Source organism: Candidatus Symbiopectobacterium sp. NZEC135 (assembly GCF_025962695.1).
Genome location: NZ_JAGFPF010000017.1, coordinates 47,076 through 59,950 on the forward strand (window position 1 = coordinate 47,076; position 12,875 = coordinate 59,950).

Annotated in this window: 11 protein-coding genes; 5 read left to right on the plus strand and 6 right to left on the minus strand. The window is 55.5% G+C overall.

The features are described 5' to 3' along the window. On the minus strand, positions 1 to 2,280 hold the full coding sequence (locus J5224_RS11105; RefSeq protein ID WP_264625442.1) for a TonB-dependent receptor: 2,280 nt from the start codon (positions 2,278 to 2,280) through the stop codon (positions 1 to 3). 87 nt (positions 2,281 to 2,367) lie between these two features. Beyond that, on the minus strand, positions 2,368 to 3,375 hold the full coding sequence (locus tag J5224_RS11110; protein WP_264625443.1) for an ABC transporter substrate-binding protein: 1,008 nt from the start codon (positions 3,373 to 3,375) through the stop codon (positions 2,368 to 2,370). Positions 3,376 to 3,838: 463 nt separating this feature from the next. On the opposite strand from J5224_RS11110, the gene J5224_RS11115 reads away from it, so the two are divergent. Genes J5224_RS11115 through J5224_RS11135 form a run of 5 tightly spaced genes read left to right on the plus strand, consistent with a single transcriptional unit; the run spans position 3,839 to position 8,173 of the window. Further along, a complete protein-coding gene (locus J5224_RS11115) occupies positions 3,839 to 4,678 on the plus strand; it encodes an energy transducer TonB (protein WP_264625444.1) in 840 nt (279 codons plus the stop codon). A gap of 10 nt (positions 4,679 to 4,688) precedes the next feature. Continuing rightward, the gene (locus J5224_RS11120; RefSeq protein WP_264625445.1) at positions 4,689 to 5,387 is read left to right on the plus strand and encodes a MotA/TolQ/ExbB proton channel family protein; all 699 of its coding nucleotides are present in this window, start codon (positions 4,689 to 4,691) and stop codon (positions 5,385 to 5,387) included. A gap of 1 nt (position 5,388) precedes the next feature. Then, a complete protein-coding gene (locus J5224_RS11125) occupies positions 5,389 to 5,790 on the plus strand; it encodes an ExbD/TolR family protein (protein WP_264625446.1) in 402 nt (133 codons plus the stop codon). 21 nt (positions 5,791 to 5,811) lie between these two features. Continuing rightward, positions 5,812 to 7,392: an ABC transporter permease gene (locus tag J5224_RS11130; RefSeq protein WP_264625472.1), complete on the plus strand. Its 1,581-nt coding sequence runs from the start codon at positions 5,812 to 5,814 to the stop codon at positions 7,390 to 7,392. Positions 7,393 to 7,411: 19 nt separating this feature from the next. Next, positions 7,412 to 8,173 (plus strand): ABC transporter ATP-binding protein, encoded by a 762-nt coding sequence (locus J5224_RS11135; RefSeq protein ID WP_264625447.1) that lies wholly within the window; start codon positions 7,412 to 7,414, stop codon positions 8,171 to 8,173. Positions 8,174 to 8,184: 11 nt separating this feature from the next. On the opposite strand, the gene J5224_RS11140 is transcribed toward J5224_RS11135, so the two are convergent. The 4 genes from J5224_RS11140 to J5224_RS11155 form a co-directional block, all read right to left on the minus strand. Then, positions 8,185 to 8,955: a DeoR/GlpR family DNA-binding transcription regulator gene (locus J5224_RS11140; RefSeq protein ID WP_264625448.1), complete on the minus strand. Its 771-nt coding sequence runs from the start codon at positions 8,953 to 8,955 to the stop codon at positions 8,185 to 8,187. A 37-nt stretch (positions 8,956 to 8,992) separates the two neighbouring features. After that, positions 8,993 to 10,639, minus strand: a complete 1,647-nt coding sequence (locus J5224_RS11145) for an ABC transporter permease subunit (protein WP_264625449.1) — start codon at positions 10,637 to 10,639, stop codon at positions 8,993 to 8,995. Beyond that, positions 10,636 to 11,634, minus strand: a complete 999-nt coding sequence (locus tag J5224_RS11150; protein ID WP_264625450.1) for an ABC transporter ATP-binding protein — start codon at positions 11,632 to 11,634, stop codon at positions 10,636 to 10,638. The genes J5224_RS11145 and J5224_RS11150 overlap by 4 nt, the downstream gene beginning before the upstream one ends. Positions 11,635 to 11,743: 109 nt before the next feature. Then, a complete protein-coding gene (locus tag J5224_RS11155; RefSeq protein WP_264625451.1) occupies positions 11,744 to 12,760 on the minus strand; it encodes an ABC transporter substrate-binding protein in 1,017 nt (338 codons plus the stop codon). Positions 12,761 to 12,875: the final 115 nt, after the last annotated feature.

Consider the following 12,875-nt stretch of genomic DNA (forward strand, 5'->3'; position numbering starts at 1 on the left):
TCAGCCCTTGAAGTCATAGCCAAAGGTGACACCAAAGGTACGCGGCTCACCCAACACACCATAGGCGGAACTGTAATCGCCGTTTCTCACCGTGCGGTAATAGGTTTCATCCAACGCATTCTTCAGCCACAGCGAGACACGCCAGCGGTTATCCCCCTGCTTCCCGCTGACCCCAGTGGAGAGGTTGAGAATGCCGTAGGCCGGAATACGCGAGAAAGCAGAGTTGTTCACGGTGCCGTAAGACCAATCGCGCCATGACCACTGACCAGAGACAAAAGCATCCAGATTATTGGCCGTTTGCCAGTCATAGCGTATCCGCGAGTTGTAGCTGAAACGCGGCGATTTAAACACGCGCTGACCAGACAGATCGCACGATGCCGGCGCACCAGACACCAGCGTCACCTCTGCCGGGCAACGGGCATTGTTAAAGGTGAGATAGCGAGCATCGAGTAACGTCCCCGCCATGCTAATGCTTAACCCATCAAGCGGGCGCAGCGTCAACTGCGTTTCCCCACCGCGTGAGCGAAATTTACCGGCATTAATCAGGTAGCTGGTATCCGTTTCCACGTCATAAGCATTGGTCTGGAAATCTTCCACCACGCTCCAGAACAACGCCGTATTCCATTCCACTTTGCGCTGTAACCAGTTGGTTTTCACCCCAAGTTCTGCCGAGCGGGTCTTTTCCGGTTTAACGTACAGAGAATCGATACCCAACGCTTTTGCCGCCCCAGATGAGACGTTCAACCCACCCGATTTTTCACCATAGGCCAACGTCAGATAAGGCGTGACATTCGGCGCGGCAAACCAGTTAAAACTCAACATGCCGGAAGGCAGACGGTTAGACTGAGACAGCGGCCCGGAATCGAAATTAGCGCGATTACGGCGCACAAAGGATCCCTCTTTCGTCTCCCAGGTTTGACGCAGTGCCAATGTCACATCCAGTGCATCATTGGCATGCCAGGTACCACGGCCAAACAGCGAGTAGAGCGTATCGTCCAATGTCCCTATGCGCTGGATGTCCTTGCCGCGATAGCTACTGCTGCCAAGCCACTGGGTTACGCGCGAATCGTCGTAGTAGAAGGTGTGAGCATCGGTATCCAGATTCTCACCCCAATAATCGGCCCCCACGGTATAGTCCACCGCACCGCCTTTGGGAGAATTTAGCCACAAACGCTGCGACCAGGTACGATCGCGCACCGCGGCACCGCTGTTGCGATACAGCGGAATATTCAATGCATCGGCCGATTGCGGCAATACGCGGAAATAGCGCAGCGAGGAGAGCGAATTCAGTGTGTAACCGCTCTTGAGCGTCCAGTTGGCTTCAATAGAGCCACCACCTTGTGCTACTCGGCTTTCGCTTTCATCATCAAGCGCTACCTGCCGCCCTTTGATGGTATTGATCCCCAGACTGTCCGCTTTGGTTTGGAAAGGATCGCTTCCCCCTACCGAGTAGCTGTCGATCAGCGTCATCACCGGGTTTTCTTTGATATCACTGTAATCACCGGTGATTCGCAAACTAAACGCATCGCTTGGCTGGTATAACAGTTGACCACGTACCCCATTTCGCGTGCTACCGCCGAGTTTGTTGCCATTGAGCACGTTGGTGACAAACCCATCACGCTCGGTGCGCGACAGGTTAATTCTGCCCGCCCAATGCTCGCTCAGTGGGCCAGATGCCATCAATCTCGACTGCAAATAGCCGCGCTGTCCCACTGATTGTTCCAGGGCATATTCCGGTTTGAAGGTGGGTTTACGGGTGTGAATATCAATAGCACCACCGGTGGTGTTGAAGCCAAACCCGGCCCCTTGCGCCCCTTTCAGGACCCGAATGTTGTCGATATCCAACAAATCGTTGGAGACCGCCCCCGGACGCGACAGATAGACGCCATCAAGAAATACGCCCACGCTGCCCGGCATCCCGATATTGGTGCCGCTCTCGCCACCATCGCCAATGCCGCGAATGGTGACGGTGGTGTCCATGGCATCCACCGCATCAATATCCAGGCCGGTGACCAGTTGCGACAAATCTTCAAAGCGATATAGCCGCTCCTGCTCCAACGTTTGACCGTCGATCACAGAGGCCAACGTCGCAGGGGGCTGCGACTGTGCCCGGCGCGCATTGACCGTTACGCGCTTGAGCTGAACCGCCGAGGCAGGCGCGGGAGTGGTGGTGGCTGATTCGGACGTATCGTTGTCAGCCGCGAGCGCGTTAACGGGAACCGCCAGCGCGCAACCGATTAATGCCGGGTGTAGCCATAGCGACTTCTTGGTAAACATCATGTGTGACTCCGCACAGACAAAAGGGTGCCTATTGCCGTGAATGCCACGGCAATAAGGGCGTAATAGAAAAATGAGGAACCGAAAAAATCAGGGCGTGGCTTGCAGGTGACTTTTATCCAGCCAGCTATCCACATCAAAAGGTTGGCGAATCAGGCGCGTCTCATAGGCCAGTTCTACTGCTTTTTTCAATTTTGCTACATAGGGGGCATCCAGCTCAGGAGACAGCCGCTCTGATAACGGGGGCAAGGTATCCCACTCCACGCGCAGAATATTTTCCGGATAGCCAGATTGGGTTGCCAGCAGGCGAATGAAAGCATCTTTGTTTTTATCATCGCTTGCCCAAGCCGCCGCTTCTCTCTGCACCTTCACGAAGCGTTTGATGATATCTGGATTCGCATTGGCGAAAGCACCATCCGCCAGCACGAAACCACTCAGTTGCCCAGCCCCTTGCAAGTCCCGCGTTGAGAGCGGAATATCCGCCAGCCCCTTGTCGCGCAGAGAGAGCGTGTTGCTGCCGCCCCAGGTGGCATCAATTTGTCCAGCCGCCAACGCCGCACTGGACGCAGCAAAATCCAGGTTAATGATTTTGATATCGGCGGGTTTTACCCCCTGTGAATCCAGTGCGTTCACAAACGACAGCTCGGCGGCCGTGCCGCGAAACAGGCCGACACGTTTCCCTTTAAGATCGGCAAGTTGCGTGATGCCGGAGCCTTTGGCTACCGCCAGATAGTGATTAATACCTCGTGATGCCACGGCGATCACACGCGTATCCAGCCCGCGTGCACGGCCTATGATACTGGCCAGGTCCCCCAGATACGCCACATCGACCTGATGGTTACCAAAGGCTTCATTGATAATGGGCCCAGCGCCTTTGATAAAGGTCCAGCGCACCGTAATACCGTCTTTGGCAAATTCATGTTCCAGCAATTGTTGACTATGAATCACATCCAGTAATCCGCCGCCGCTGGGTTTGCTGCCTGCGCCAATATCGGGCGCGGCAATGCGAATTTCGGTCAGCGCCAATGCGTCACTTACAGTTGCCAGCCCAAATGCCAACAGCCCGGCCAATGCCCACGTTCTTCCCCGTCTTGTCATATTTATATATCCGATGGTTGTAATTTCCCGCATAACGTTTCTTGTCATGAAACATTGCATCAAACGTTATGGTATTTTCCCTATCTGTCGCGGCGACAGCGTCGCTGTTAATAGAACAACACGCTATCGCATCACATTATTTCCCTGTCAGATGTAAACGCTGACAAATAAACTGACTAATACAAAAAACGCATTTCTATGTTAACTAATCAGATAAATCAGGCGTTACGGTGGTTTTCATCCGGTATGCAACGCGTGAAATAAAACTATGCCAAGAATGCATTAGCAATAACGTAATTATTTCCCTTACGCTGCATGGGTAATAAATAGCCCCGAAAAAATAACACACCTCATAAATAAACGCATTAATGCATATCCATATGCAAATACATGCTTTGACATTAATGAGTGAGTGAGAAAAATCGGACTATAGATAAATTAACGCGGTCAGGAGTCATTATTCATGACGCAACTCGTGTATGCCGATAATAACAGTGGCCCGTATTCTTATGACGTTGCTCAGGTGCCGTTGACATCGTCCTCTCTGGCAGGGTTTCGTTTGCAACAGTTAGCGATACTGCATAGCTCTAAGCCAGAGCGCATAGTGGCTGCGCTCTTCATTGTAATGCTACATGCGATCGTGCTGACGCTTCTGGCACGTGCAGCGGATATGCCGGTTACGGTGCCTGCACAGCCACAGCCCGTGAGCGTGGAACTGGTGGCGGCGACGCCCAGTGTAGAACCTGCCCCTAGCATTGCAGAAACCGCCCCCCCAGAAGAGACCGTATTACCTGAAACGGTTGTGCCGCAAGAACCCGAGGATGCGGTAAAACCGGTGGATGAAGATGCGATTACGCCCGCGCCGCCGGAAAAGAAAACACCGCCGCCCGTCAAAAAAGCGGTACCGGCCAAACGTAAGCCCACACCGCAGCCCGTACGGCAGGAACCTGTCGCATCGACGAGCAACGCCCCAAGCGCCACGACCGCACCGGTCACCCGCGCAGCACAGGAAGCGCCCCTGACGCCGCCGCTGGCGAACGCCGATTACCTGCGCAACCCTCCACCGCCTTACCCTGAGGTGGCGATCAGTCGTGGTCAGGAAGGTACGGTGTTGCTGAATGTTCAGGTGCGTCCCGATGGCAAGGTACAAACGTTAACTATCCAAAAATCCAGCGGCTATCCGGCGCTGGACAACGCCGCCCGAGACACGGTGCTGCGCTGGTCCTTCGTTCCGGCACAGCGTGGCAGCCAGGCTGTCAGCGGTTGGGTGGTGGTTCCCGTCGATTTTTCGCTTAATTCATGAGGTAGTGGTTATGACTTTCGGACACGTAGAACTCCTTTCCCCTGAAGGGGGCGTTATTCTGCTGTTACTGCTGTTCTCCGTGCTGACCTGGACGCTCGGTGTATTAAAACTACTGCAATACCGCCGTTTACAGCGGCGCGCTCAGCAATTTCGTGCCCTTTTTTGGCAACAGGACGATCTGAGCCACTCGCTGAGCCACAGTCTTACTGAGACAGGTGCCTTTGCGAACCTCGCTCAGGCAGCACTGCAAGCGCCACAACCCGTAAACGGTAAACTCACACTCGGGCTTCATCTGCCCGATCGCGTAGAACGCGCATTGCAACAGCAGATCCAACGCGAGCGCCGCACGCTGGAAACCGGACTTGCCGTGCTGGCCAGTATCGGGACCACATCGCCGTTTATCGGCCTGTTCGGGACAGTGTGGGGCATCATGGCAGCACTACAACACATTGGGCTATCCGGCTCAGCCAGTCTGGATACCGTTGCGGGCCCCATCGGTAATGCCCTGATTGCAACCGGTATTGGTATTGCCGTCGCCGTTCCTGCGGTGCTGATTTACAACTACTTTTTGCGTCGTCTGAAACTGGCCGTGGCAGATATGGATGATTTCGCCCACGATATTTTCAGCCTGTTGCAGGCACACGACTTTCAGGTAACACCGCCATCCGCTACGCCTTATAGCGTAAAAAACATCAGGGAGGTGGTGTGATATGGCTTTCGCCTCCCGTAACGATGACGACATGATGAGTGAAATGAACATTACCCCGCTGGTAGACGTGATGCTGGTGCTCTTGGTGGTGTTTATCGTCACGGCACCGATGTTGACCAATGCGATTCCGGTGCAGTTGCCAAAAACCGCGGCCGTCGCACCTGCCGAGCGAACCGATCCCTTGGTGATCAGCATTGATGCCCAGCAGCAGTTGTTTATCAATAAAGATCCTTTCCCACGCGATCGGTTATCCGCCCACTTGCAACAGGCCAAAGCCAATAATGCCAATCTGGTGGTGCAGGTGCAGGCAGACAAAGAGGCCAACTACGGCGAGGTTGCCGCGCTGTTGGCCGATGTGGAGCAGGCAGGGATTACGCGCCTCTCCCTGTTGACCCAGAAATAGCCCACGCGGAACGCCAGCATGATGATCCCTCAACAGGCTCCACGGACAGGGGCGGTTTCCCCCCTACCGTACCGCTTTTCCGACACCGGTTACAGCGCCTGGCTGGTCCCGTTGCTGCTGCTCGCCGTGTGGTGGCTGGCTAGCCGCCATCAGTGGATGTCAGAACAGATCCTGCCTTCCCCGCTAACCGTTGCCAGCGGCGCATTAACCTTTATCCCCGAAGAACTGCTACACCAGTTGCCCATCAGCCTGGCACGCTTATTTATCGGCCTTGGTGGCGGCATCCTGTGCGGTCTGTTATTGGGTTGCCTGTTCGGTTTACACCGCCGCAGTCATTCGCTGTTTATGCCTCTGTTCACCGTGGTGGCGCAAATTCCTACGCTGGCCTGGATCCCGCTGTTGATGCTGCTGTTGGGTATCGGAGAAGCGCTAAAGCTAGCGGTATTGATCAAATCTATCACCGTTCCGGTAACGCTTTACACCTGTGCTGGTATTCAACAAACGCCGCAAAAGCTGTATGAGATGGCACGCAGTCTGCGTCTTCCTCCCACGCTATTTCTACGTCGTCTGATTATCCCCACGATGTTACCTTACGTAATGACCGGCATCCGGCTGGCATTCTCACAGGGCTGGGTGTCGCTGATTGCCGTCGAACTGCTCGCCTCGAGTGAAGGGCTGGGTTACCTGCTGGTACAAAGCCGCCAGCTGTTTATGCTGGATTTTGTGTTTGTCTGCATTCTGATTATCGGCCTGTGCGGGTATGTGGGAGAACGGCTGCTGCTCAGGCTGGAGCAACGCTGGATTCACTGGCCCGCGCCGGTATTAGGGCGAGACAGCCTCAGTCCCAGTGTTGCCTTCACCTCATTAACGCCCTGGTATGCGCCGCTAACGCTATTGCTGTTGTGGAGCGTGGGCAGCCAGCTTGGCTGGTTTAACACCGCCTTTCTGCCCGCACCACAGCATGTGGTTGAGACGTTGGTCAATGGATTAACCCAGGGGGATTTACTCACCGATCTGCTTGCCAGCCTGACACGCGCACTGCAAGGATTTCTGCTCGGCAGCCTGCTTGGTATCGCCGCCGGTGCCCTGCTCGGTGGTTTGCCGCTCGCCGATCGGCTGTTTAACCCGCTACTTTCCGCCGTGCGCAGCGTAGCCCTCTTCGCCTGGCTGCCGCTGATCACCGCTTGGTTCGGGCTGGATGACACCTCCAAGGTGGTGTTTGTGTCTGTCGCCGCCTTCTTTCCTCTGCTACTTGCCACGCGTCAGGGGATTGCTCAATTACCGCCAACGCTGCGTGAAGCCACCTATGTACTGCGTCTTTCGCCATACCGCATCTTAAGCAAGTTGGTGCTGCCCTCGGTGATGCCACCGGTGTTTTCCGGCCTGCGGCTGGCGCTGATGCACGCTTGGACAGGCGCAATTGGTGCTGAATATTTTATTCCGTCTGGCGCGGGGTTGGGGGGCATGATGATTCGTGCTCAACAATTGCTGGCATCCGATCGGATTATTGCTGGCGTGGTGTTGATCGCGCTAGTTGCCGCACTGTTTTCCCGCCTGATCACCTTCGCTGAACGTCGCCTGACCGCCTGGCGCTTCCAGTAACCGACATTAAGGAGACGTCATGCCTTTGCAATTTCATCACATTACCAAGCAATTTACCGTACAACATCAGCCCTTCACGGTGTTGCAGGATGTCTCGCTGTCGTTGGCACCCGGCGAACTGGTCGCCATTATCGGCAGCAGTGGGTGTGGCAAATCGACATTATTGCGGTTGGCCGCCGGGCTGGAGCAGTCGCAACAAGGTTCCATTACCATTGATGGGCAACCGTTGACGGGTATTCACCCTGACGTCAGTCTGGTGTTTCAAGAACCACGCCTGTTCCCATGGTTGAGCGTGAAGGAAAATATTCGTCTGGGGATGATTAACCTGCCCCTTTCCGCCGCACAATCCGAACAGCAGATTGCGCACTACCTTGAAATGATGGGATTAGAAGACTTTGCCAATGCCTGGCCACATCAGTTGTCAGGCGGCATGGCACAGCGCGTTGCCATCGCACGGGGGTTAGCCTCACGCCCCAAAATTCTGTTGCTCGACGAGCCGTTTGGTGCGCTTGATGCCATGACCAAACAGCAGCTACAGCATCGACTGGCAGAGATCCGCCGTCACACCACGCTGACTATTCTGCTGGTAACCCACGACGTGGAAGAGGCAGTGTTCCTAGCCGACAGAGTGGTCGTGATGTCGCACCGACCGGGTCGCATCAGCGCGCTATTGCCAATTTCACTGCCCTACCCGCGCGATCGCACCAGCCAAACGTTACTGGCACACAGACAGGCATTGGGAGAAGCATTGCAACACGCGGAAGTCCCGGCAACGGTGTAAACCGTTGCCGATCACGCCACGATGGCGTGGGCACACTGCGTCTGAAGCAGCTCCCATTCAGGTTTAGCTACCGAGCCTGCATCGGTAATGATGATATCGATTTCCTGCGGTGTGGCGTAAATCACCCGGCTGGTGACACCTATCTTGCTGTTATCCGCCAGGATAATCCGCGTTTTGGCATTCTTGACCATGGCACGAGCAATGGCGGCTTCATGGTGTGCGAAACTGCTGGCACCCGAAGCGCTGGTGATCCCCACCGGTGACAACAGCGCAACGTCAGCGCGATAGCGCTGGATCTCGCTCACCGTCAAATCACCGCTGGTGGCCTGCATCGACGGCCCCATATGGCCGCCAAGCAGAATCACCTCATGGTGCATCGTCGATTCCGCCGTAGTCAGCTTCAGCGCAACGTTCAGGCTGTTGGTTACCACCGTCATGCCGGGCATCGACAGTAGCTCATCTGCCAACAACGCCGTGGTGCTGCCCGCATCAATAAACAGCGTTTGCCCAGCGCTAAGCTGCTGCACCGCAGCGCGAGCAATATCCTGCTTCTCTTTTTCACGCACGGCGTTGCGCACCGACAGCGGCGGTTCCGGCTCCAGCGATGTTGCGACAATCCCACCATGAACGCGGCGTAATGCCCCCATGGACTCCAGCTTCAGAATGTCGCGCCGCACCGTCTCTCGCGAGACACCGAGATGCTGGATGATTTTTTCCGTACTGACCCGATTCAATGTGGACAGCAGCGCGCGGATACGGTGTAAGCGAGTCTCTTCTAGCATCAATAGTGATTCTCTGGCGTAAAGGCGTAAACGGCGGTCATTGGCGTTTCGCCGTCAAGAGATGAAGCAGCAGCGCCATTATAGCGACAATCCCCATAATGCACGTAGAAAAAGCCGCTGCCTGCGAGGTGAAACCCGCTTCGTCCAGTCGCATCACGGTTACCGCTCCAAGCGGTAGCGATGGCGTCACCAGAAAAATCACCGCCGAAAGGGTTACCATGGAACGCATAAACAGGAACATGGCGACAGAGATCAGGGTCAATCGCATGGCAGGCAAATACACATCGCGCAGGATACGCACCACGCCGCCGCCCAGCACGGTGGTGGCATCCTCCATGGCGTTGGGTACATTACGCATCCCCATCATCATCGTAGTGTAACCCTGCGTGTGATAGTGGTAGTAGTTACACAGCGCCACCAGAATTGCCGAGCCATACAGCATCCCCCACGGCAGATCGGCGGTGTTAAACGTGAACACATACGACAGCCCGAGCACCAGCCCCGGTACGCCCACGGGCAGCGCGCTGAGCAACGCGGCAAAATCCGCACTTTTCCCCGGCTGGCGACGAATGCCAAACGTGAGCAAAAACAGCAGCAGCGTGCCGATAACTGCCGCTAACGCCGAGATCCAGATGGATGTCCAGAGCGGTGCATACCCCCCGGCAAGATCGATGTTGTAATGCTTAAGCGTCAAATCCAAGCGATAAGGCCACAGGCGAATCATGCTGGCAATCACCACTGTGGCAATCACCGTTACAATCAACAGCGCGATGGTCATATTCACCAAATAAAACGGAATATCGCGGCGCTGCAACGGTTGAGGAACATGCGCAATGGCGGAGGACGTGCCGATGGTTTTCTGGCGACGTGAAGCGGCACGCTCGATCCAGATGGATGCCGCCGCAGGCAGTAATAACAGAATCCCCACCACGGCCCCCATGCCAAACTTCATTTGCCCGCTGACCTGGCTGTAAATCTCCGTCGCCAGCACCGAGAAATCCCCTCCTATCACCACCGCATTACCAAAATCGGTGATGGTGATGGTAAACACCACAAAGGCCGCGCTCAGTATGCCGTAGCGCACGCCCGGCAGGGTGATGTCCAAAAACTGCCGCCAGTCCGTGGCGCCCAGCACGTTCGCCGCCTCATACTGCCGGGTATCGCTTTGGCGCAGCGTGACACGAATGATCAAAATTGCCTGCGGCAAGGCATACAGCACGTTGGCGATCAGCAATCCCCAAAAACCGTAAATATTGAGGCGCACGCCAAGCAGGTTTCCCACGATGCCATTACGCCCGAGCAGAAAAATCAGCCCGAGACCGAGCACCAACGAGGGCGCTAATACCGGCAGCGACGTGGCAAAAGAGATAAAACGTTTGGCGGGCATAGCCGTGCATTCCAGCCCATACGCGACGATAAACCCCAGTGCCAGCGTCACCAGCGTGGTAACAATACCCAGCACCAGACTGTTCCACATCGCGCGCCACACGCCCGGCGCATTCATCAGCGCCAGATAGTTCGACACACCAAACGTGCCACTACGATCGTCGAGCAGACTGTGCCACAGAATGCTGAGCATCGGCGCGCCAAAAAACGCCAGCAATGCCGCCAGCGGCAGGTAGAGGCAGAGGCGGGATAACCAGCGGTCAGCCGCCGTTTGCGGAGGAAGGAGTGAATAACTCATGCTTGCACCCAGGCGCAATCTTGCGCAGCAATGGAGAGCGTAACGCGATCGCCCGCCGACCAGTTAAGGGCACTGCTGGTTTCCACCAGCAACGGGTGTGATTTCCACAGCACTTCAACCCGCTGAATGCTGCCCAAAAAGCTGGTGCTCACCACCTGCCCCTCGGCATCGGGCGCTTTCGCCATGGCGATGCGTTCAGGGCGGATAAACAGTTCGGCATTCTCGGGCGCAGCGGTCTGTAACAGTTCCGGCATCCACTGCTGGACCGTTGCTTTGGGCAACAGATTACTGTGCCCCATAAATTCAGCCACAAAGCGGGTGCGCGGTGCGGTATACAGCTCGCGCGGCGTGCCTTCCTGCACGATAAGACCACCCTGCATACAGACAATTTTATCTGCCATGCTCATGGCTTCTTCCTGATCGTGAGTCACCATCAGCGTGGGAATGCCTAACCGTTGTTGAACTTCACGCAGCTCCTGACGCAATCCGGCACGCACGCGTGCATCCAGCGCGGAAAGCGGCTCATCCAATAGCAGCAACGACGGATTGACGGCTAACGCGCGCGCTATCGCCACTCGCTGCTGCTGACCGCCGGAAAGCTGATTAGGATAACGATCGCCAAACCCGCCAAGACGCACCGTGTCCAACAGGCTGTTGACGCGATCGCGAATCTCTGCCTCCGGCGTGTGACGAATTTTCAGCCCATAACCGATGTTTTGCGCAATGGTCATGTGCGGAAACAATGAGTAAGACTGGAACACAATGCCAAACCCGCGATCGCGGGCGGGCACATTAATCAAATCGCGACCATCCAGACTGATTTTTCCGCCATCGCTGCTAAGCAATCCGGCGATAATCCGCAGTAGCGTGGTTTTTCCACAGCCACTGGGTCCGAGTAAACAAACAAACTCCGCGTTCTCAATCGACAAGTTAATGCGATCGAGCGCTACGTGGCCGTCAAAGCTTTTATAGAGATTCTGAATCACCAGCGCCATGTACTTACTACCCTCTTTAAACAACGTCTCGTACAAAGACGCCTTGTATTACCACGGCCTCAACGCTGGCCTGACAGCCAGCGTTGGTAGAGAAAACAACAGTTTGTTATCAGCGACCAATCGCCTTTTGCCAGGTTTCCAAAATGGCATCGCGCTGTTTGGCGCTCTTGGCGAAATCAACCGGGAACAACACGCTGGAGAGATCGGCAGGCAAGCCCGCCAACTTGGCGGCTTTCGATTGCTCGACGCCGGGGATGGTGACAATCTCTTTGTATTTGGTGTACAGCGTCGCGGCGCTGTTGGATAAGGTCCAATCCAGGAAACGCTGGGCGTCGGCTTTATTTTTTGATGCCGCCATCAAACCAGAGGCTTCCAGCTCATAGCCTGCGCCATCGCTGGGAATGACCATTTTGACCGGATACCCTTCTTCGATAGATTGCATCGCGGCAAACGCCAACGACACGCCAATGGCGTATTCACCGGTGCGCGCCGCTTTACACGGGCGAGAGCCGGACTTGGTGTATTGCGCAATATTGCCATCCAGCGTTTTGAGGAATTCCCACCCTTTTTCGTCCCCTTTGGATTGCAGCAGCGCGGCGATTTGCAGATACCCCGTACCGGATGAAACCGGGTTCGGCATCACCACTTCGCCTTTGTAAATCGGATTGGTCAAGTCTTGCCAGGTGGCAGGAACCGGCAGGTTTTTCGCTTTGAGCGCTTCGGTGTTCACACAGAACGCCGCCATGTAACCGGTGGCCGCAAACCATTTGTTATCCGGCGCGCGATAGGTTTCATCCAGCTTTTCACTGCCTTTGGCAGCATATGACTCCAGCAGCGCGGAAATGCGCGGGTCCATCACGTTGGTCAGCGCCCATCCCCAGACTACGTCATGCTGTGGGTTCTTGGCCTCTGCCAAAATGCGCGGACCGAGATCGCCCGTCGACAAGCGCAACACATTCACGGTGACATCCGGCATGTCCTTCTTCGCCTGTGCGACGTAATCCTTGATTTCATCCTCTTCCAACGAGGTATACACCGTGATGGTGCCTGCCTGTGCGGCTCCCATCAGGGTCGCAAAGGCGCATGCCGCCATCAGACTGGTACGGCGTAATGAAAAACGTTTCATAAATGTTCCCCTTAATGGTTGCGGAAGTCATAACTCGGTGGCGTAGCCCTGAGAAAGTGAGCACTTTTGTGCATTTCACATTCTGCGTTTATTTGTGCGTTATTTTGCATCTGTG

Coding starts and splice junctions, on each gene's coding strand:
- J5224_RS11120 (WP_264625445.1), top strand. CDS start 4,689: ATGACTTTCGGACACGTAGAACTCCTTTCCCCTGAAGGGGGCGTTATT.
- J5224_RS11150 (WP_264625450.1), bottom strand. CDS start 11,634: ATGGCGCTGGTGATTCAGAATCTCTATAAAAGCTTTGACGGCCACGTA.
- J5224_RS11155 (WP_264625451.1), bottom strand. CDS start 12,760: ATGAAACGTTTTTCATTACGCCGTACCAGTCTGATGGCGGCATGCGCC.
- J5224_RS11105 (WP_264625442.1), bottom strand. CDS start 2,280: ATGATGTTTACCAAGAAGTCGCTATGGCTACACCCGGCATTAATCGGT.
- J5224_RS11110 (WP_264625443.1), bottom strand. CDS start 3,375: ATGACAAGACGGGGAAGAACGTGGGCATTGGCCGGGCTGTTGGCATTT.
- J5224_RS11125 (WP_264625446.1), top strand. CDS start 5,389: ATGGCTTTCGCCTCCCGTAACGATGACGACATGATGAGTGAAATGAAC.
- J5224_RS11140 (WP_264625448.1), bottom strand. CDS start 8,955: ATGCTAGAAGAGACTCGCTTACACCGTATCCGCGCGCTGCTGTCCACA.
- J5224_RS11130 (WP_264625472.1), top strand. CDS start 5,812: ATGATCCCTCAACAGGCTCCACGGACAGGGGCGGTTTCCCCCCTACCG.
- J5224_RS11115 (WP_264625444.1), top strand. CDS start 3,839: ATGACGCAACTCGTGTATGCCGATAATAACAGTGGCCCGTATTCTTAT.
- J5224_RS11145 (WP_264625449.1), bottom strand. CDS start 10,639: ATGAGTTATTCACTCCTTCCTCCGCAAACGGCGGCTGACCGCTGGTTA.
- J5224_RS11135 (WP_264625447.1), top strand. CDS start 7,412: ATGCCTTTGCAATTTCATCACATTACCAAGCAATTTACCGTACAACAT.